Below are 21,570 nucleotides of genomic sequence, written 5' to 3'. Positions count from 1 at the left end.
GTGAGAAAGACGGCAAGCCGTCTTTCTAGTGAATGTTATAGGAAATATACTACGTAATAAAAACATATTAAAATCTTTTAAGGACTTCTTGCCAAAGGTTGGGATAATCTGTCTGAATCAGCCGTACAAAAGGATATTTTTCCAAAAAAGACCGATAAATGTCTTCGCCCTCTTGTCCTGCCTTATCGTCATATTCACCAAGACTATTCATCCAAAAATAAATACCTTGCTGCCGCATTGAATCAAGCCTTTTGGTATCCGTAAACGACTCATCAAGGTGAATGATTGAGGTTATCTTCATCTTCAGAATGGCATTCAAATCATTCATGCTGCGTGCCCGTGGAAAGAGCGTCACCTTTGGATTGAGTTTGTAAATCCTAGGCATATCCTTATAATCATAAAGAAAAAACAACACCTCATCTTCCATCCCTTCTTTTTCAACAAGATCATAGGTTTTCTCAATAAACTCTTTTCGATCTTCCTTAAAGTCTAGATCTACAATAATTTTTCCTTTCGCTATGCGTAAAGCTTCTTCTAACGTGGGTACAGCATATTCCGACGCTTCACCGTTAGCCTTGGTACGTAAGCGTAGCTGTCGAATCTCGTTGAAGGTATGTTTGGAGACCTCCCCATCTCCAGTTGTGGTGCGGTTTAAGGTTTTATCGTGCATGAGCACCAGTACACCGTCTTTGGTCGCTCTCACATCGACCTCAACTACTGAAACGCCTTGCCGAATGGCTTCTTCAATAGCAGCGATCGAGTTTTCTGGCTGTTCCAGGTGTGCCCCCCGATGTGCTACGATATGCAGACTTTTTTGGTCCAGCCTTTTTATTAAATCAATTGATTGGGCACATAGACTCGTCGTAAAACTAATTATTATACTCAACAAGAGAGTAGAAAACAGCGTCTTTTTCATCATATACAGGTATTTTTTAAGCAATTTTTTATTCAGCCATAAGGCGAAATCACTTTTTTGACAGTTCAAATGAATCAAACAATTGTCCATTCAGCTTATAACTTGCAAAATAGAGCTTATTTGCCGTGAGTTTTATTACTTGGTACAGCTGTGTTTGCTCCGTTGCAACATCCATCCATCGTTCAGAATCGGACTCATACATCTTCGGTCCGGCCACCGACAATAGGTATACAGGACGCTTTCGGCCAAGACTGCCCCGGGCATAGGTATGATCATGGCCCTGCAAAACCAAATCAACACCATATTTTTCCAAGATGGGTTTAAATCGTTCTCTTAATATCGTATTATCACGACTTTTGGCTGTAGAATATACCGGATGATGCATCACGACGATATTCCATTTTTTTGTGGAAGAGGAAAGTACACGCTCCAGCCATTTTTCTTGTGTAGAAGCCGCTACCGAATCCAGCATAATTAATTGGGAGTTCAGAGAAACAATGCGCAGGTCCTGATAGTCCAAATAGTAAACTGCATCCTGTAATCCCTCAGGTCCATTTTTTGGCAGGTTAAACTGGACTTTCCAATGCGGATCCAGAACCAGACGCCCTGTCGAATCCCGTCGGTATTCATGATTCCCTGGCGTGGGGATAGCAGGTATCATTTGATGAATAAACCCTGTCCCTTCATACCATTCAGCCCATTCCTCATCCGTATTGGAGCGATTGATCAGATCACCGGCATGAACAATAAAACGAGCGTTTGATTCCTGCTGAAAAGCACGACGAATCGTCCTTGACCAGCGCGAACGCAAATCATTCTGTGCATCCCCCAGGTAGATAAAGGAAAAATCACCCGATTGTGCCGCCGTTCTAAATTGATTCCATGGGCTCCAGTGTATACCGTCACCGACACGATAGGTATAGGTTGTTCCGGGTTTTAAATTCCGAAAGCTAACATGGTTGTAAATATCCTTCTGCTCGCCCCTTTCCAGATACGATCGGGTACCTTCTACTGTATGCGCTTTTGTTTCAAAATCGGGATTGCTTTGCTCTTCGGCAATCTGTCCTATTATTTTATCGCCATTACCTGTCGCGCGCCAGGAGACTGACTGTGTGCTGCTCGGATCGTCAGACCAGGTCAACATAATCCGATCCGGCTGTTTATCTGTCACACTGGACTGTGCCTGACCATGCGTCATGGAACAACATAACGCTATTGCTAAAAAAAGAGGTTTTATTTTCATTTGTTATTTTAATCTATATATCCTGTAATTTTTACCAAGGTTTGCCCGTTCCTTGCAATAACCAAGGTTTGGACCAGGCACTATTTTCATTATCGGCCTGCGAATACGCTGTTTTTTCAATACGGCTTAACGCTTCTTCGGCATTCTTTTGATTCACACTCATTTCTGTCTGCATGTAAGGTACACGTACCGGGAGCTGTGTACGGATCGCTGCTGGTCCAGCATTTAATTTTGGATACCCCGTTCTCCGATAATCAAACCAAGCCTGTGCAGCAGTGGACCAGCTAGCGATCCATTTTTGCTCCATAATCTGTACTTGTGTATTTTCAAAAGTCACACCTTTTTGGCGAATATAATCTGCGTAATTTGACGCTTTTCCCCAGCTTGTCAGCGAGGCTTGAATACCACGTTCATAATATGCACGCGCAGTCTCAGGTACAGCCCAGCCCTTCCAGGCCGCTTCAGCCAAGATAAACTCCACTTCGGCCGCAGTCAACAACCTCGCTTTGAGCAAAGTTCCCTTGGCCGAGCGATAAATATCGTTAAGGTAAGAAACATGCGGATTGATGGAAGTCTGTCCTGGCGTTGGATTCAAATTATAGGCAGAAGGATTTTTCGATCCACTTGGTGGTAAGCCCACATAATCCTTGTCTGTATCAATAGGTATCCCCTTGACTACATCGGGTGACAGGATGCGAATGCCGTTAACAATTTTATCAGTACCATGGGGTACCGTGCTGCTCACTTCTATTGGTATCTCGACCTTTTTTGCCCACACAGCCAGTCGTGGATCATTCAATTCCTGAAGTCGATCGACAAATGTAGCACACATTTTCATTCTTCTGAAATTGCTTCCACTGGCATCATACACCGTATTTGACGGCCACGAATCGGCGGCATTATTGCCAGCAAAATCCATCAGTACCTCGTCTGCCGAATTGGTGATCAGTGGAAATTTATCGGGATTGGCCAGCATGTTTTCAACCCCCTGCCTAGCAAAAGCATTCGCCTTCTCCGAAATACGCATATAATACCTCAAGGCTAGGGAATTGGCAAAACGGCGCCATTTGGAGGCTTTACCACCAAAATACACATCAGCACCCGCCAATACCTCATAGGATGCATCCGGTCGCGACAGCAATTCATTTGCCTGTTTTAGTTCCTCAATAATACCTTTGTAGATCACCTCCTGGCTATCGTATTTTGGAAAATTATATTTTGTGTCTCCAAGTTCTGCTTTCAGGGCATCCGTATAAGGCGCATCGCCCCATAAATCGGTGATCAGGCCAAACAGATAGGCACGCATCACCAGGGCAACACCCTGATGAAAATCCAGCCCCAATTTCTCCGCCCGTTTACGCATCAGTTCATTATCACGCAGAAAACCATAGTAACTGTCCCAGCTCAAAATCCCCCCTGTCCATTCATAGTCATTGTGCGAGTTGAACCAAGCATCAAACTGCGTATGTTGCATCACTCCACCAAGATCGGAGAAACTTAATTCATTGTATTTTTGTGCTGCTCCCGTCAATATCGTTGGCAATAGCAGATTGGGATTTGCATCCTCTTCACTCACTCCGTTCGGATTGATGTTGAGTTCTGTCAAGTCTTTACAAGCAGAAATATTCAAAACCATCCCAAAGGCAATGATCATTGTTGTTAATGTCTTCAACTGTTTTTTCATCGTTATTAGCGGTGTTAAAATGTCACATTTACTTTAAATCCTATCGGCATTGACCAAGGCGTCACGTTATAACGCTCAATTCCTTGCTTAAATCCGATGCCTGTTTCGGGTTGGAAAGCCATTTCGGGATCTATTCCTACTTTTGCTTTGGTCCATATGATCAGATTGCGTGTATAAACCCCTAGGCTTCCATTCGCAATGCCGAGCCGTTTCAACCATTTTCCCGACAGATCGTAGCTAAAAGAAAGTTCACGAAGTTTGACAAATGAAGCATCGAATGTTGCGGCATTCATAAAGTCCCAGGGATAATTATCTGAGTAAGCAATATATTTGGTCCCCTCGGCGCCTAAATTTTCAGTATACCCTGTGATATTTCCCTTATCATCGTATTGGGCAATCACCCCGGGGTTAAATACACCGAAATTTCCGGTGACACCGCCCACATTCACAGGATAACCGCCATACTCTTCCCCCGGCCCCCCCACAATCGGATAGCGGTTCCCTTCCACTCGCACCAGATTATTATCTATCAGGTAATTTCGAAGTGTCTCTCCTGTCATTCCTTTGGGGTTGATCAGCTGATCAAGAAAACGCTGTGTGGTCAGGTTGGATTCAAAATACCGATAAGTTTGTGACATGAATTTTCCACCAAAACGCATATCCGCCGCGATATTCATTGTCCACTTTTTATACCTTAAGCTGGACTGCAGCCCCATGGTAAAATCCGGATTAAAGTTTCCGATCTTATTCCGGCTATTATTGATCCGGACAGCCTGCCAGGAACCATTTTTGTTCAGGACTGGAAATCCGTAATAAGGTGATGACTGATCTTCAACTGTGACCAGCTTCGAATCGTATAAATCACCGATTTCTTCCCCTACGTAGGTACGTGCTCCGCCTCTGCCGTCGGTCCAAAAGGTATAAAATTCGACCCCATCCGATAATTCATCAATACGCGTACGGTTGCGATGCCAGTTGAGCCCGAGATCCCAGGACCAATTTTCTTTGGCGATAGGCCGCCCCGAGAGGGCCAGCTCAATACCGCGGCTACTCAATAAGCCGGCATTAATATTTTTTGAATTGAAACCACTTGAACTTGGGAGCGTCGTAGAGATGATCTGGTTTTTATTCTCTAACTTGTAATAAGTCCCCTCAAACTTTAAGCGATTGTTCCACAGCCCCAGATCCATCCCTAACTCATAAGACGTGGCGATCTCGGGTTTCAGGTCAGGAATCAAGAGCGCTCCGGAGCGTGTCAGGCGCAGTACATCACCCCAGCTACCCGGATTACTCAACACATTGGATAAGTTATAAGGATAGGTGTCATTTCCGACACGTGCAACTCCAGCTCTAAGCTTCATTAAATGAATAGCTTTAGGTAGCTTCAATACCTGATTGGCCAGTAGACTTAATGATGCCGAAGGATAAAAATAGGATCGGTTGTCTACCGGAAGCGTACTTGACCAATCGTTACGCCCTGTCAGATCCAGATAAACCATATCACGATAACTGAGATTCACCAATCCATACACACTGTTTATTGCTCTTTCCGAGATAGAGCTGTAGAAGTCCAGATTCAGCGGACTGATGTTTGCCAAAGTATATAAGCCAGGTGTGATCAGACCGGCACCATTTTTTGATATGTTTTGTACAGACTTACCGTGATTATAACGGAGGTTGCCACCCAATGAGCCAGCTACATTGAAATTGCCTATTTTCTGCGTGTAAGTGGTTAGAAAATCAATATTCTGTTCCATATTCATCAGATTCACGATACCGTAAGCACCTCTGGGTTCATTGGTGTAACTATAAGGGATTTTCGTTTCCCTATTTTCCCAGTAAACATCTGTGGCATAGCGCAGCATCGCGGTCCAGTCTTTTTTAATCTTCCAATCCAGTCGTAGATTTCCAAATACACGGTCCCGTGTGAAGGCATTATTGACGCCATAGGCCAGAAAATATGGATTATTATGGTTACCAATGGATTGGGAACGCTGTTGTATCTGTTCCTGTCCGGGGAGCCAATATTCTTCTAGATCGAGAATATTAATATGAGGAGCGACCTCATACGCTGCCTGAATGGGATTTGTACCCCGATTTCCTGCAGGTCTATTATTTGAATTATTTCGGCTGGCATCCAGTGAAAGACCTAAAGTCAGACTATTTCGAATTCGCATTGTTGAATTGATATTTAACGTATTTCGAAAAAGGTCTGCATTGGGAATAATCCCTTTATTTGCCATATTAGAATACGAAAAACGGTAATCCAATCGTTCACTACGGTTACTCAGGGAAATACCATTGGAGCTTGTAATACCCGTTTGTACGAAATTCTTAATATTGTCCGGATACGATTTCAATTCCGTTGGGATCGGCTTACCCTGCTCATCAAGCGGGCTATTCCATTGAACAGCTTTGTATCCTTTGTCTAAGGCCGGGCCGACCATCGCACTTGACTCCTCCTCGATGATCAAATCTCCGGGCTGGTCTCCGGGTTTCCAGGGCATGGTACCGCTAGCAAACTTGTTATGCAAGTCGATAAACTTATAGGGAATATCAAATACCGTATTGCTATTGACAGCAATAGTCATTTTTTCTGCATTCTTACCTGTCTTAGTTGTAATTAGTACGACACCATTGCCTGCTCTGGAACCATAAAGAGCTGCCGCACTGGGTCCCTTCAAGATCGAGATATTCTCGATATCTTCGGGATTGATATTGGCAATGGCATTACCATAATCGACTTTATTGTCATCCCCTATTTGACCGATATTATTCAGACTATTCATTAACGGCACCCCATCGACGACAAAAAGCGGCTGATTGTCTGTACTCAACGAAGAAGCTCCCCGAATCACCATATTGACTGTCGAGCCTGCCGGCCCCGTTGAACTGATCGTGACTCCCGGAACTTTCCCCGCCATTCCAACCAAAAAATTATCATTGTTGACACGGTTGAGATCCTCGCCTTTAATCTTTCCGACGGCATAACCCAGGGAACGATCCTGACGTTTGATCCCTAGTGCCGTTACCACAACTTCATCAAGCACACTATCATTTCCTTTTAAGAACACCTGACGTACAGCAGTATTGTTATCGTCCAGTTTTACATTATGAAGCTCCTTTTTCTCATAGCCAACATGTGTAATCACCACATGATATTCACCTGCGGGCAACTTGATGGTTACCTCCCCTTTTGCATTGGACAAGCTCTTCTGTTCCGCCTGGAGCACATGCACCGACGCACCAGCTACAGGTTTGTTGGCCTCATCTAAAATCTGCAACTTCAGCGGATAAGAGGTTTGCTTGCTCGCATTTCGAACAAGGACAATCCCGCCCGCGACTTTCCTTGATTGAATATCGGTACCTCTCAAAATATAGTTCAATACCTCATCGACACGCACATTGCGGAATACCTTTTCAGTTATTGCTATACGCTCCAGCTGGAGAATATTCCGATCATAACCAATTGCCTGACCTGTTTCCTGTGACAGCTGGAGCACAGCCTCAGCCGCATTACCATTACGAAGATGAATATTGATCAGATCGCTCGGTATCAGATGTACGCTATCCATTGACCCGGCACGACTATTTGTTCCCGAAATAGAAAGCACTGAACAGAGCGCGAGCTTTGCTGCCAGGCTGGTGAGCTTTGTTATTTTATACATATATTTGTACGAATGTTTTTTAACATGACTTATTAAGGTGCTCACTGGTCGATTTAGCGGTTTGCCAGATGAGCACTTTTCCTTTGTTAGATTTTCCGTCGTTTCCTGCTAATGCAGCTTATTTGTGTAAGATTATTTCATTTTTTTCCCTCCTAAATTTGATTTGATGAATAGTGCAGATCATAGTCAAGACCTGATCCAATGACTCAACCTGAGGAATCATCAGGGAGTAATTGAATTTATCCGTATCAAGGTTGTCTGCAATCAATACAACACCATAACGGTTGTAGATAATTTCTTTAAGCGCATTGAATCCCACATTGTTCAATAGCATTCCCCCCTGTGTCCATAGGTTTACGGTATTTGGATTCTGATCAAAAATTTCAAAATATTTTTTTGCCAGACTGTAACGTGCAGCTTTACCCCGAGTCAGGATACGTTGTTCCCCATTTTCTTCAGCGAACACCTTTACACGTCCGGTTTTAACTTCAACCGTAACTTGTCCGGAAGCCTGCGAACGATTGACATTAAAGGATGTCCCCAATACAGTGACTGAGACAGCTCCTGATGCTATCGTAAATGGATGCAGGGTATCACGCTTGACCTTGAAAAAAGCTTCGCCCCGATCTAAAAAAATGGCTCTACTTTTCCCATAGTTTATCTTATCATAACGAATCTGTGTATTTCCATTGAGAAAAACGGAAGTTCCGTCAGGAAGAAAAATCTCCCGCAATTCACCAGCTTTCGTCACTGTTTGCGTAAGCTGCATTTCAGCTAATATTTTCCTAGAAGGAAGAGCTTGTTGATGATTCCGCAAAAATAAAAGAGATGAGATACCGAGTAATAGAATTGCCGCAGCGGCAGACAACCAGCGAAACCGCTGGATCCGAACTGCGCTTTTTCTTTCAGCTTGTAGGGTTGGTACAAGCCGTTTAAACAGTTCGTCCTTTACCGCATGACGATGGGCTTCATCATGAAACGGATTAATATCTTCTTCTGTAATAGACTGATACCAACTATCCACCTGTTCACTTTCCCTTTCGGTCAATTTTCCCTGCAGGTAATCTTGTATTATACGTTTAAAGTTCTCGATATTCACTGTTATTATTTTTTATTCTAATACAGTTGAATACCCTCGAAGTACTTTAATTCAATGTGTTTTTTATATTAAATAATAATGAAGCAGACAACTACCGGCGAAGAGTAAAAAAATAGAATCACGATCAGCAAATCGTTGTGTCAATTCCTGACGCAGGATTCTTCTTGCATCCGACAAATAATTTTTGACAGTCTGTTCGGCGAGGTTTAACTCTTTGGCGATTTGCGTTATCGAATAGTTTTCATAGCGCATCAAATAAACCGATCGCATCAATTTGGGCAACCGTCCAATAGACTCTTCCACAATGACCTCCAACGCCTTGTACTTTGCCAGATTGTGATCATCTAAATTGGTAAATAGCTCCATTCGTTCGGCAGCCTGATCAAACACCTGTTTACGCACCCGCTCCGTCGCATAATAATTGAGTACTTTGTTTTTAACAGAAGTATAGAGATAAGATTTCAAGGAGCTATAATCGGTGTTAATGAGATGGCGTTTTTCCCAGATGTGTATAAAAACTTCCTGCACGAGATCTTTTGCGGAGGCTTCATCCCTAAGATGGCGAAAGACCGTTGTATACAGCTCCTCCCAATACAAATCAAAAAAATAGGTAAAAGCTTTGGGATCACCCGCTTTAAAACGTGATAAATAATGGTTATCTACATGGCCTTTGGTCGTTTTCACCTTACAAAGATAGTGGCGCAAGATTACGGGAATGTTAATTTTTCCGGAAGATTTCAAACACAAGCTTCCCATTTATATGAGATGGGAGCGATATTGTACAATAAGCCTTTATTTTTGTTAATAACCGTGTTAAGTACCTAAGCATTAAAAGACATTTTGTTGAAAACCTGCCCAGCATGAGGTGGGTAATTTTTCTGTGTTTGCTTACAAGAAATAGTCAATTCATCGCCCGATCCTTTCGAGGTATCGTGCAATCATAAAAATGTTAACAACACTGTTAATTTGCTCTATATAAATGCTATTTATGTTAATAACGTTTTTACTTCATCCTATTTTCAAGGACAAAAAAGTCTGTTTAAAAAAATTATCGCGGTTGCTAAGGGTAAAACGAAAGTTAGCTGTCATAAAAATAAAGCTTAATCAATATGAAACTAACATCAATCTTAATAATTGCAATGGCGACCCAGGCCACGCAATCACTTGCCCAGGTACAAGATTCGACGAAGACAAACCGACGGATGGTGACCGAGACTGTCAAAGGGACTGTACTGGACAAAAATACAAGACTACCACTGATCGGTGCCACCATTATCCTTTCCTCCGACGGTGATACAAAATCCGTTAGTACAGATCAGCAGGGAGTATTTAGGCTAATGCAGGTTCCTGTTGGACGTCAAGTATTACGGGTACGTATGGCGGGCTATAGACAGGAAGAACTGTCAGAACTGCTCATCACCTCCGGCCGTGAGAATATCCTTAATATTGAAATGGAACCACAGGCAAACACCTTAAACGAAGCTGTGGTTTATGCCAACACTGGAAAGCAACCATTAAATCAAATGGCGATGACCAGCGGGCGCTCTTTTTCTCCAGAGGAGACCAACCGTTATGCTGGAGCTTTTTTTGACCCGGCCAGAATGGCGCAAAGTTTTCCCGGTGTTGTTGCCGGTGGTGACGACAACGAGATCATTGTGCGTGGAAATTCGCCTAAAAGCTTACAATGGCGATTGGAAGGCATCGAAATTGTAAATCCCAACCACTTTGGAGCCGAAGGTGCCGCTGGTGGGGGGATAAGTATGCTTAATACGATGGTTTTAGGAAAATCTGATTTCTATACTGGTGGACTGGCTGCTGAATACAACAACGCCATATCAGGAGTATTTGACCTTAAATTTAGAAAGGGAAATACCGATAAACGCGAATATACATTCAATGTCGGTGTGTTGGGGGTAGGTGCAACTTTAGAGGGCCCTTTCAAAAAAGGAAGCGATGCCTCTTATTTGATCAGCTATCGTTACTCCTCATTGAGTCTATTGGAAAAAATAGGTGTAAAAGTCTCGGATACAGGTATTCCAAAGTACCAGGACCTCTCCTTTAATTTTGTTTTTCCGACCAAGAAGGCCGGAACATTTTCGCTCTTTGGGATCGGCGGCCTCGGAAAGATAAACGAAACTGCCAAACGCAATTTCCAGGAATGGGAGGAACGGACAGATGCGCAGGACATGAACCTGGGATTTAACGCTGGAAGTGCCGGACTAAAACATCAGTATATCGCTAACGATAGATTGTATTTCAATAACATTATTTCAGCATCAATCAGCCGCAATTCCAATAAAACAGATACCCTGACACAGGACTACGTGGCAAGCCTATATCACAAAGATAAATTTACAAATACCGCAATACGGTATGCGGGTAGCCTGAATTACAGAGCAAACAGTAAAAACACGATCCGGGCGGGAATCAATGCCAGTCTGCTTCGCTATGATCTCTACGCCTTAACCTATGATACCGAACTTGCCGCATTAAAAGAACGTGTCAATGAAAAGGGAAATACCAGTACCTATGACGCTTTTGCACAGCTCAAAACAGAACTGTCCGATCGCCTGACACTAAATACGGGGGTACATGCCAACTATTTTGCCTTAAGTAAAAGCTGGACTGCAGAACCTAGACTGGGCTTAAACTGGAAAGTCGCGGCAGATCAGACGATATCCTTTGGCACAGGACTCTACAATCGTTTAGAACCACTCAGTTATTACTTTGCCAAGAGCGGAGGAACCGGACAAAATACAACAGATAATACTGCACTATCTCCTACCAAATCCGCGCAGGCTGTTATGGGCTATGAAAAAAATCTAAGCCGCACGCTGAGATTTAAAACCGAAGTCTATTACCAACATTTATACAATGTACCTGTCTCCTCAGATCCAGACATGAACTTCTCCCTGCTCAACGTATCGGATATTTCGGCAATCGGAACATCGACCTATCGTCAATTGGTCAATAAAGGTACAGGTAGAAACTATGGCATTGAACTAACAGTTGAAAAATCACTCAGCAAAGGGTATTATTTTATGGCCACCACTTCGGTATTTGATTCCAAATTCAAAGCACTCAATGGCAAAGAATACAATACAACATTCAATACACGCTATGTCGGCAATCTATTATTGGGAAAAGAATGGACAGTGGGAAAAAATAAAAATAACCTATTCGGGATGAACGCCAAACTGATCTACGCCGGCGGAAGAAAATACTCTCCGGTGCTGGAAGATGAATCCTTACGTTTAGATGAGGAAATCATCGATCAAAGCCGGATTAACACCCTAACTGCCGATCCTTATATCCGACTTGACTTTTCGTCAAGCTACCGCATCAACCGCAAGAAAGTGAGCCACCTCATCATCCTGGACATTCAAAATATCCTTAATAGAGAGAATACGGTCGGTATGCATTACAATTTTAGCAAACGTATCATTGAGCCACAAAAATGGACCGGGATCATCCCAACGATTAACTATAGAATAGAATTCTAATAGACCAGCGACGTGAATAGCAAACTACGGTCAAATAAATGAAGAAGGTCCAGGTTCCTTACAGATCCTGGACCTTCCTTTTTAATATTCACGACAATTACGAAAGGGGTAAGACTTTACTTATTTACCGATCGTGATTATTTTTGACGCCGTACTACCCGCGTACTCAGCTTGCGGCAGAGCTATCTCAACGGTTTGGTTTACTTTTGCACTTTTATTAATGAGATGAACATGTATGGCTTTTTCCTGTTGTAGAGGATCTGCCACATCCAGCTTGAATACGCTATCTCCCTTTGTAATTTGCAGAATGACCGGTTTATCCACCTGAATAGACCAAGCCCCAATTTGACAGGTACCTGACTGATGGAACACTGCCTGAATAGCAGCCAGCCCCTGATGTTCTACGGCTTGAATAGCAGGTGTATTGTGCCAGATTTTTAGCTGCTGCATAGCCCTCTTATCTATCTGATCTACACCAGGTACAACAATATAAGCATAACTTCCATTTACAGGTTTCGCTGCTTGCTCAACCCATAATTTAAATACCTTACCACGGACAGCATCTTTTGATCGGGAACGATTGATGCGGTACCAGGAGCCCGATTGTTCTTTTGCCGTCAGAGCGACTTTCATTGCTTCCGGGAAATAATAGCCGACCCGATTATGCAGTACATATTCACCACCTTTTACATTTCTGATCAGAGAATCCCTCGTCGAGATCTCTTTTCCATTCCATACGACCGGGCCATTCAACCAAGTTTGATTCAGTGTTGTTACGACCGGTTCCACCGCAGCACATGTAATTCCACTTCCTAAGCAAACGATCTCCCTGTCGAAAAAGAACCATGCCTTCTGTGCACTCACACCATCATATTGAACAGACATCGCCGATGCACCGATCGTACCGTTGCTAACACCACCGGCAAAAGCATTGGTCGCCAGAGCCCCCCACTGTTCTTTCAGTTCCTGATCATCCGGATAATCCCGTGTTGTCGTACCCGGAATTTTATCCCATTCCCATACCGGCATGATATTATAGTATTCCGGTCCAAAAACCTGAATATTGGTTACACCATCCGTCATATTTTTTCCAAGCATATTTTCCCCATTTCCCGATTCCGATTTGTTGGTTCGCTTACTTGCCAGGCGTACGTTGAAATGATACTGCTTTCTGAGATGAGTGGTATAATCCCCTTTCCAATAATGCCGGTGAGTAAATTCAGCATCAAAAGCCTGAAGGCTATCTAATTTTGCCATTCCTTTCTTCCAAACAGCATTGTTGGCCGGATCGATCAATTGCATCTGCTGCAATATGCCGACCTCCTGATCCTTGCGCAATATATCTGGTCGCGATATCCCGCGTCCATGCACATTAAAATCAATATAACGTGCGCGTATGATCGGCAGGTAGGTTTCCAAAAGAAATTTTTCGAAGAGGTCCAATTTCTCCTTATTAACCGCATAAGGTGTCTCACGGACATAGGCCATGACTTTGGAAATACCCTTTAAAAATTCTTCACCATAGCCCGCAATATACAGTTGTGGGCCATGTTGCAAGTAAGAGAAATCATATTGTAAGCCTTCTTCGCCATCCACTAACTGGATGGGAAGGAGCAATTGCTCCATTGCTGCAGCCAATAGATTCTCATCTAACAGGATCAGTGCCCGGTAAAAGTAATGCATGGCAATATCACTTTTGTTGGCACCTGTTTTTTTATAAGGATCTCCCCGCTCCATGAGTTTCACCAGCTGCATTTCCAAGGTAGGTGGAATTTTCTCCTGACCAAATTTCATCAGGATCAGACAGACACCTATTGCTTTGGGAGAGGCAATTTCATTGTGCCACCAGTTCGTTGATTCAAAGCGATTATTTGCCCAATACTGCGCTGCCTGTACAATCTTGTCATAAAGCGACTTTTGCTGATAAAATTTACTTTTGGGAGATACATAAGCTACGATCAAAGCTTTCAGGCGGTCTAAGTGTTCTCCCGGAGGCCAGAGTGAAATTGATTTACTTGTGTAATCTATATCAGACCAAGTACCAGCTTCAGTCAATTGACTCCTCCAAATTGTGGCTTTATCACTGGGCGCGGCCGAACTTTGCAATTCGTCGTCGTACACATGTTTTTTGATGCGGTCAAATGTATGGCTGTCCTGGGCTTTAGCCATGACAGCTCCAAATGCGAGTAAAAGTATAAGTATGATTTTCATTCGTTTTTTATTGGTCAATATGCGGAGTATGAACATCTTTTTCGCCAAAGCAGCCAAAATCATCATATCCACCATCGTCGCTCAGGATCACAATAACATTGGGTCGCTGTTGTGCATAGACAGGAATCTCGATTAGAGAAAGTATACTCAACACCGCAAGTATACGAAAGCACATTTTTCCGATAGACCATAGCATTAGATTTATAGCTAAATGTAACCTTAAATGTATTGTATTTTCGTAAAAAAATCGAAAACGATTTCGTTAATTCATTTTTTTTTAGTCCTTTATATAAGTAAATCTAATGTGAAGCTGATGGAAATAAACGACAGAAATCAACTTGTGATTATTGCTAAAGTTCTGGTCGGAAATCTTCAGGAGCAGGCTTTGTCCGAGTCCCTGACAAGCCTACGCGAAAGTACTCCGGAGCACTTCTTGCCAAACCTTTTTCGGTTTGCGAAAAAATGGTCAAAAGCGTCTTTTCCGATCCCGATAGCGGAGCTCTGGGCAGACTTTACCAAACTCATTTCCCTTCATCCCGAATGGGGTTTTGTTGTTATCGAAGGGGCTCATATTGCAGATATTGCGAGTTTTTACGCCGAAATCAATAAGGTCTATATGGCCGGTGAGAATTGGAAAATTGGCAGTTTGGACGGTTTCGACGACCTGCTTTACGGGGGATTTGGGAAATTGCAGGACGCAAAAAAGCATACGATCATTTGGCGGGATATCGCTCACAGTCGGGCTGCATTAGGTGTGACCACCACGCTCGCCTATTACCAGGAGAAACTTGCAGCCAATTCACCATTCAATCATACCTATTTCCAACAAAAGCTAGCCGATTTACAAGCTGGAAAAGGACAGACTTATTTCGATATCGTAGCGGAAATAATACAATCGCATCCAAAGATTGACTGGATTTACTAAAGGATTTAAAGAATTCAAATTGGTATCTTTATCGAACCTAAACAGAATACCATGAAACATATAGTAAAGATATTTTTTTTGTTGACGATGCTATTTCAGCATGTTGCTTATGCGGACAGTCCACTTAAAGTCGCTGTTGCGGGACTCAATCACGACCATGTATACCTCCTTTTGAACCTATACAAAGAGAAGAAGGTCGATATTATTGGAATAGCCGAGCCTAACAGTGTCCTAGCCGGCAAAATTCAGGCACAATACCATCTTCCGAAGTCCGTTTTTTACCCAGATCTAAGTTCCTTGCTCAAAAAAGTAAAGCCCGATGTCGTTCTTGCTTACAACCCCACCAATGAGCATATCAATGTAGCGGAAATCTGCCTACCGCTCAAAATACCTATCATGGTAGAGAAACCGATGGCAACCACATTGGCTGATGCCAAACGCATAGCAACTTTATCTAGGGAAAACAAAACGGCTTTTTTGGTCAATTATGAAACGACCTGGTACAAGAGCAACCAACAGCTCAAGCAATTGATTGATCAAAATGCAGTGGGTCGAGTGACACGGATGATTGTAAAAGATGGACATGAAGGGCCCAAAGAGATCGGCTGTAGCAGCTATTTTCTCGACTGGCTAACAGATCCACAGAAAAATGGCGGTGGAGCATTAATGGATTTCGGCTGTTATGGGGCCAATCTCATGACCTGGATCAAGAATGGTGAACGTCCTATTTCTGTCAGTGCCATTACGCATCAACTGAAGCCCGAAGTTTATCCAAAAGTCGAAGATGATGCCACGATTATCTTAAATTACCGCGATGGCAGTACAGGTATTATCCAGGCCTCTTGGGCATGGCCATATAGTGTCAAGGATCTACAAGTTTTCGGAACAAAGGCTCAGCTCTATGCAAAAAATGATAAAAAGCTATTGAAATATGTACAGCATAATGGGGAGCCGACCGTTATTCAAACAGATCAGCACTATTTCGAAAATCACATCCAGTATCTGGAACATGTATTAAGAGGAAATCAGCTGCCTGAAGGCGATTTAGGTTCCATCAGCAACAATGTGACGGTTGTTGAGATATTGGAGGCAGCCAAGCGTTCCGCAAAGGAAGGAAAGTCAATTTTATTAAATTGATCTTAGCACAAAAAAAGGTATATGGACATCATCCATATACCTTTTTCTAAGATATCTCAAACGATCCATCAGGGATTCAATGGCTCATCTGGATCTATCATCAACGTTTCTTCCTTTGCCCGAAATTCGATGATAACATCCGAAATTCGTTTTCCTAATACAAAGGAACATAGCCCAATTCCCGTATACCCTGATAGATTAATAGCCAGGATTTTGATACATACGCTGTGGATCCAATTTATATTCATCAAAAGGAATTGGATAGTATCTATCCTTTGTGGAAATATTGGAGATTTTAGCATTCCCATAATCCGCCTGGTTTTTAGTTTTAAAGTACGTCACCAATTCCTGCGGATTATAGTTCCGGATTAAGTCAAACCAACGATGATTTTCGAAAGCCAGTTCCACCCGGCGTTCATGTAAAATCGCTTCTTTTAATGTTGGGTATTTTGTGCGATAGTCATTGTTCAACATGGACACAGCATACGAAGGTAGCCCTGCGCGTTCACGAACCTGATCCAGCAACGCAATAGCTTCAGCTTCTTTACCTAAACGGTATTTGGTCTCCGCTAATAATAACATCACATCAGCATAGCGGATCAAGATCCAGTCATTTCCGCCCCAACCGTTGGTACCCGCAGCGTCACTATTATCCCTAAATTTGGTTACAAACCAATCGTTAACTTGCGTATTGGTGGCAAATTTCACGGAGAAACCTTTTCGGATATCGTCTTGCTCGTAATCTTTAATCAAATCTAGTTTTGCCACTTCACCAGCACCTGTCGAATTGTAACGTGAGTTGATAGTTTCTCCTCGCGCCTGGTAATTACGGGCGATACTCGAGCTATAGTTTTGGTCTCCCTGTTTGTACTGAATCTGAAAAACGAGTTCTTTACAGCTATTTTTCTTGGTCACATCGAAAACATCCGCATAGGGGATTTCGTTTAGCTTGCCAAAAGTTCGCATTTGGTAAGCCGCATTGAGGTACTGTTCTGCCTTCGCAAAATTTTCTGCACTCCCCGACGTCTGCGTTGCACCCAACGTTAAGTATACTTGCCCCAAAATCGCATTAATGGCCGATTTAGACGCTCTACCAATGACGTAATCTTTCTGTGTATTGGGAAGATTGCTGGACAATGCCTCCGTCAAATCCTTAATGATCTGTTCATACACAACCGACTCTTTTTGCCGAAAAGCCAATTCATTTGCTTGCTCTTTACTTGTAACCTGTACCGTAGACAATGGAATATCTCCAAATTTGCGTACCATATGGAAATATAGTAATGCACGGACGAATTTCGCTTCCGCAATATAACGGCCTTTTAATTCTGCACTTGTAAAGGTCACATTATCGACATGTGAAAGAACCACATTACAACGGCTGATGGCAGCATACATGGCAGACCAATGTGTCTTGAGATAAGTATTACTCGGCAGCAACGAGAAGTCATTGAACTGGAATGGTTCCCCGGCATTGGATTGGTTATCATTACGTCCTGAGTTGTCCGAACGTTCTTCATTGTATAAAGTGCTCGATTCACCGAGTGTACTTCCCGTACGAAGGGACTGATAGAGCCCGTTGACAGCCAAGAGCACATCATTTTCTGATTTGAAATAATCATCGATCGTGACGGCATTGGGATTTTTCTGATTTAAAAAGTCTTTGGTACATGAAGACAATGCCAACAAAACAAAGGGTAATATATATCTTTTTTTCATCCTGTTATTTTTTATTTTTTCCTGCCTACCTCTTTTCAAAGCGAGGTTTGCAAGGCGATTATTTATAAAGACGAAGCTACTGATAGGTTTTTTTTCCTAATATGCCTGTATGCACAATAGCTCCTCGGTCAAATCATTAGAACGTTACTTTCACACCAAGGTTATACGATCTCACCAATGGATAAAGCCCATAATCCACACCTGGTGTCAGGTTGCCGCGTTGATTATAATCCGGTTCCGGATTGTAGCCTTTGTATTTAGAAATCGTAAATGGATTGTCCACTGTAGCATAGACCCTTACCCCAGAAAGTGTTAATTTTTCTGCAAGGCTTTTGGGAAGATTGTACCCCAGAGCAATATTTGTCATACGCAAGAATGAACCGTCCTGCAGATAAAAATCAGAAAGACGCGTACTGTTACTTTGCGTACCGCCACGCGATGCACGGTATACTTTTCCATTTCCTGGATTTTGAGCCGAACGGTAGCGTTGTGCGACATCCGCATATTGATTGCCGGAGCCTTCCATATTGTAGAGGTAATAATCATAGCCATCCAGCACTTTATTCCCTTGGGAGCCATTAAATGATGCGCGTAGATCGAATGCCTTATAGCGCGCGTTGAAGGCAAAGCCATAGGTAAAATTAGGATGCGGATTGCCGATCACCCGTTTATCGGCATCATTGACTACACCATTGCCATCTACATCTTCAAAATAAAGGTCTCCGGGTTGTAGCGGAGTTGTTGAAGCCGCTGAAGGTGCGACAGTTTTATAGTTTTCCGCTGTTGCCACGCCAAGAACTTTAAAACCATAGAACATACCAATTGGACTTCCTTCTTGTGTGATATGCGTTAAGTAAGAGCGTTCAGCGCCATTCGTCAGGATGGTAGAAGCACCTCCTAGATCAAGCACCTTATTTCTGTTAACATTAATGTTTCCGCTGAATCCCAATTCAAATTCATTTTTTCGAATTAGTGTTGCATCAATCTGTACATCAAAACCTTTATTCTGAACCTTCGAATTTGGCAGATTGGTCAAGATCGTCGTTGATCCAGATACAGCGGAGAGTGGCTGGTTGAATAATAAATTAAAGGAACTGCTCAAGTAGAAGTTGGTCATAATGTTGAGTCGGCCTTTTAGCAAACCGAGATCCAGACCGGCGTTGTATTGTGAAGTTGTTTCCCAGCTCAATTTTGGATCGAGTAGATCACCTGCGGTATAGGAAGTTTCCACTTTATCGCCAAGAATAACTCCCGCTGGCGAGTTGATAATGGAAATCGCGCGATAGTCACCAATATTATTATTTCCACTACGTCCCCAGCTCGCTCTTAGTTTGACTGTCGATTGTTGTCCTAACCAATCGGTATAAAACTCCTCTTTGGAGACCGTCCATCCAGCTGAAACCGAGGGGAAAGTTCCCCATTTGTTATTTGGTCCGAAGCGCGAGGAACCATCTGTACGAATGGATGCCGAAAGGAAATATTTCGAATCAAAACTGTAGTTTACGCGGCTAAAATAAGACTGGAGCGTTGTCGTACGTTTGAACGTATCGTCTTTTAACAATTGGAAATTAGAAGGATCGGCTCCCTTATCGGTAATTTCGCCAATCGCATTGTTATTAAAGCCGTTGGCCCGCACACCTTGATAATCGTAATCCGTTCGTTGAGCCGAATAACCCAATAATGCAGATACCTGATGTTTCTCACCGAAAGTCTTGTTATAGTTTAATGTTGTTTCTAGCAATTTATCCAGTTCATTTTTTGTCTTGGCATCTGCGTAGGCTGCAGAAATTGCCTGCGGTGAAAACGGTTTGTTGTTTCCATCGGATATACTTGTCGGACGAAAATAATCATACTTCTCGTCATAAGTAGACAATCCACCGTTTACTTTAAGATTTAGGCCATCAATAATGGAAAAATCAGCAAAGACATTGTATATTCCTCTCTTTCCACGGCGGTTGTTTTTAATTTCAGTAACATAGGCCAGTGGGTTTTCTGGATTCTGGATACCAAAGTTATTTGCAGACAGATCAGCCATCAGGTATTTGGCATAGGTTCCATCTTCGTTATAAACAGGGAGGGTCGGCAAATAAATTAACGCGGCCATTGATGGGCTTCTGTCGTAGCGGCCTGTCGTCACCTCGTTGTTGTCATTATATGTAAATGAAACATTTGCGCCGACGGTGAGTCTTTTACTTACTTTACTGTCAATATTAGCCCGAAAGTTAAACACTTTTTGGTCTGTACCTAACATAATACCTTGTTGATTCTGATAGGAACCACTTAGAAAGTAACGATTTTTCTCATTGCCGCCATGGGTGGAGAGGTTATGACGTTGGAAAGGTGCATTACGGTATAAGGCATCCTGCCAATCCGTATCATATTTCGCTTTTTTTGCTGTACCGGAGGCAAAGTCATAATAGTCTTCAGGAATACTCACCGAGCCGGCATTTCCGACATTGGCGATACGTGTTTTATTATCATCAAAGCGTCTGCTATCACTCCAAGCGATCCCTTTCGCGGCCAAAAGGTCTTTATAGGAATTATTACGGCCATCAATCAGGAGATCAATGAACTGTTCCGAATTTAAGACGTCTATTTTCTTGGAAAGCTGACCAAAGCCCCCCAATACTTCGTAATCCACATTACTTTTACCTTCCTTGCCACGTTTGGTGGTGATCAATACAACACCTCCGGCGCCACGGGATCCATAGATCGCTGCAGAAGCAGCGTCCTTTAAAACGTCGTAAGATTCAATATCATTGGGATTGATATTTAAATTGTTTCCAGATGGGTAACCATCAATAACGTACAATGGATCCGAACCGGCGTTGATCGATCCCATACCGCGGACACGCATTTTGGTCCCGTCATAAGGGGCACCACTTGTTTGCATCACCTGTACCCCGGCTACTTTACCAACTAAAGCCTGAGATAGTTTTGGCGCACTTAGGTTTAATTCTTCGGCCTTCACACTTGCAATGGCACCAGTAACATCGGATTTTCGTATTTTCTGATAACCGATAGAAATCGTTACTTCTTCAAGCGTGTTTTCATTGGTCTGTAGGACAAAGATCTGCCCATTGGATTGCGTTATAGGCTGGATAAGGTTACTAAATCCTACATAGGAGATACTAAGTCTATCACTGATCTCCGCATCGATCTGAAAATTTCCATTTTCATCGGATTGAACAGATTTTTTACTTTTCAGATTTTGGATCGTTGCCCCCGACACGGCATTACCCTGCGCATCGACCACACGGCCCCTAACGGGATTTTGTACCTGCCTGAACTGGACTTCGGTTAGTGAAAGAGGTTTAGCTTGAACAGCGGATGAGCTTGCTGCAATAGCACATAATAACCAAAAGACATTGTTGGTTTTAATTTTCATAAGTAGTGCATTTGATTTATGGGTACAAGATTACAAATGCAATATGAAGATAGTATCAATAAAAGGTTAATAGTTCT

General features: G+C 42.8%; 13 protein-coding genes. 3 read left to right on the top strand and 10 right to left on the bottom strand.

Annotated elements, in window-relative coordinates:
- Positions 1-67: 67 nt before the first annotated feature.
- The 6 genes from ABTV71_RS03825 to ABTV71_RS03800 all read right to left on the bottom strand — a co-directional run bounded on the left by ABTV71_RS03825 (position 68) and on the right by ABTV71_RS03800 (position 9,294).
- A complete protein-coding gene (locus tag ABTV71_RS03825; RefSeq protein WP_433902296.1) occupies positions 68-919 on the bottom strand; it encodes a glycerophosphodiester phosphodiesterase family protein in 852 nt (283 codons plus the stop codon).
- 46 nt (positions 920-965) lie between these two features.
- A complete protein-coding gene (locus ABTV71_RS03820) occupies positions 966-2,159 on the bottom strand; it encodes a metallophosphoesterase (protein ID WP_433902295.1) in 1,194 nt (397 codons plus the stop codon).
- Positions 2,160-2,190: 31 nt separating this feature from the next.
- The gene (locus ABTV71_RS03815; RefSeq protein WP_433902294.1) at positions 2,191-3,843 is read right to left on the bottom strand and encodes a SusD/RagB family nutrient-binding outer membrane lipoprotein; all 1,653 of its coding nucleotides are present in this window, start codon (positions 3,841-3,843) and stop codon (positions 2,191-2,193) included.
- Positions 3,844-3,857: 14 nt separating this feature from the next.
- Complete coding sequence (locus tag ABTV71_RS03810) at positions 3,858-7,511, bottom strand: SusC/RagA family TonB-linked outer membrane protein (RefSeq protein WP_433902293.1); 3,654 nt, start codon at positions 7,509-7,511, stop codon at positions 3,858-3,860.
- Positions 7,512-7,629: 118 nt separating this feature from the next.
- Positions 7,630-8,610 carry a FecR family protein gene (locus ABTV71_RS03805; protein WP_433902292.1) on the bottom strand — a complete coding sequence of 327 codons (981 nt, stop codon included), beginning with the start codon at positions 8,608-8,610 and terminating at the stop codon, positions 7,630-7,632.
- 63 nt (positions 8,611-8,673) lie between these two features.
- Positions 8,674-9,294, bottom strand: a complete 621-nt coding sequence (locus tag ABTV71_RS03800; protein WP_433902291.1) for an RNA polymerase sigma factor — start codon at positions 9,292-9,294, stop codon at positions 8,674-8,676.
- Between the two features lie 425 nt (positions 9,295-9,719).
- Between ABTV71_RS03800 and ABTV71_RS03795 the strand changes: the two genes are divergently transcribed.
- The gene (locus tag ABTV71_RS03795; protein WP_433902290.1) at positions 9,720-12,113 is read left to right on the top strand and encodes a TonB-dependent receptor; all 2,394 of its coding nucleotides are present in this window, start codon (positions 9,720-9,722) and stop codon (positions 12,111-12,113) included.
- 120 nt (positions 12,114-12,233) lie between these two features.
- On the opposite strand, the gene ABTV71_RS03790 is transcribed toward ABTV71_RS03795, so the two are convergent.
- Together ABTV71_RS03790 and ABTV71_RS03785 are read right to left on the bottom strand one after the other, a co-directional pair.
- Positions 12,234-14,324 carry a polysaccharide lyase 8 family protein gene (locus ABTV71_RS03790; protein ID WP_433902289.1) on the bottom strand — a complete coding sequence of 697 codons (2,091 nt, stop codon included), beginning with the start codon at positions 14,322-14,324 and terminating at the stop codon, positions 12,234-12,236.
- 7 nt (positions 14,325-14,331) lie between these two features.
- Complete coding sequence (locus ABTV71_RS03785; protein WP_245971368.1) at positions 14,332-14,520, bottom strand: sulfatase-like hydrolase/transferase; 189 nt, start codon at positions 14,518-14,520, stop codon at positions 14,332-14,334.
- A gap of 117 nt (positions 14,521-14,637) precedes the next feature.
- On the opposite strand from ABTV71_RS03785, the gene ABTV71_RS03780 reads away from it, so the two are divergent.
- Both ABTV71_RS03780 and ABTV71_RS03775 read left to right on the top strand, forming a co-directional pair.
- On the top strand, positions 14,638-15,249 hold the full coding sequence (locus ABTV71_RS03780) for a hypothetical protein (protein ID WP_433902288.1): 612 nt from the start codon (positions 14,638-14,640) through the stop codon (positions 15,247-15,249).
- 51 nt (positions 15,250-15,300) lie between these two features.
- Positions 15,301-16,386, top strand: coding sequence for a Gfo/Idh/MocA family protein (locus ABTV71_RS03775; protein ID WP_433902287.1), 1,086 nt, complete (start codon positions 15,301-15,303; stop codon positions 16,384-16,386).
- Positions 16,387-16,584: 198 nt separating this feature from the next.
- On the opposite strand, the gene ABTV71_RS03770 is transcribed toward ABTV71_RS03775, so the two are convergent.
- A complete protein-coding gene (locus tag ABTV71_RS03770) occupies positions 16,585-18,105 on the bottom strand; it encodes a RagB/SusD family nutrient uptake outer membrane protein (RefSeq protein WP_433902286.1) in 1,521 nt (506 codons plus the stop codon).
- 136 nt (positions 18,106-18,241) lie between these two features.
- Positions 18,242-21,493: a SusC/RagA family TonB-linked outer membrane protein gene (locus ABTV71_RS03765; RefSeq protein WP_433902285.1), complete on the bottom strand. Its 3,252-nt coding sequence runs from the start codon at positions 21,491-21,493 to the stop codon at positions 18,242-18,244.
- Between the last annotated feature and the right edge of the window lie 77 nt (positions 21,494-21,570).

The sequence above is a fragment of the Sphingobacterium puteale genome (genome assembly GCF_050986225.1).
In the GTDB taxonomy this organism is placed as follows: domain Bacteria; phylum Bacteroidota; class Bacteroidia; order Sphingobacteriales; family Sphingobacteriaceae; genus Sphingobacterium; species Sphingobacterium puteale.
Note: the sequence above shows the minus strand (reverse complement) of the source record. Positions and strands in the feature narration are given on the sequence as shown.

Coding starts and splice junctions, on each gene's coding strand:
- ABTV71_RS03815 (WP_433902294.1), bottom strand. CDS start 3,843: ATGAAAAAACAGTTGAAGACATTAACAACAATGATCATTGCCTTTGGG.
- ABTV71_RS03825 (WP_433902296.1), bottom strand. CDS start 919: ATGATGAAAAAGACGCTGTTTTCTACTCTCTTGTTGAGTATAATAATT.
- ABTV71_RS03780 (WP_433902288.1), top strand. CDS start 14,638: ATGGAAATAAACGACAGAAATCAACTTGTGATTATTGCTAAAGTTCTG.
- ABTV71_RS03820 (WP_433902295.1), bottom strand. CDS start 2,159: ATGAAAATAAAACCTCTTTTTTTAGCAATAGCGTTATGTTGTTCCATG.
- ABTV71_RS03795 (WP_433902290.1), top strand. CDS start 9,720: ATGAAACTAACATCAATCTTAATAATTGCAATGGCGACCCAGGCCACG.
- ABTV71_RS03790 (WP_433902289.1), bottom strand. CDS start 14,324: ATGAAAATCATACTTATACTTTTACTCGCATTTGGAGCTGTCATGGCT.
- ABTV71_RS03810 (WP_433902293.1), bottom strand. CDS start 7,511: ATGTATAAAATAACAAAGCTCACCAGCCTGGCAGCAAAGCTCGCGCTC.
- ABTV71_RS03785 (WP_245971368.1), bottom strand. CDS start 14,520: ATGCTATGGTCTATCGGAAAAATGTGCTTTCGTATACTTGCGGTGTTG.
- ABTV71_RS03770 (WP_433902286.1), bottom strand. CDS start 18,105: ATGAAAAAAAGATATATATTACCCTTTGTTTTGTTGGCATTGTCTTCA.
- ABTV71_RS03765 (WP_433902285.1), bottom strand. CDS start 21,493: ATGAAAATTAAAACCAACAATGTCTTTTGGTTATTATGTGCTATTGCA.
- ABTV71_RS03775 (WP_433902287.1), top strand. CDS start 15,301: ATGAAACATATAGTAAAGATATTTTTTTTGTTGACGATGCTATTTCAG.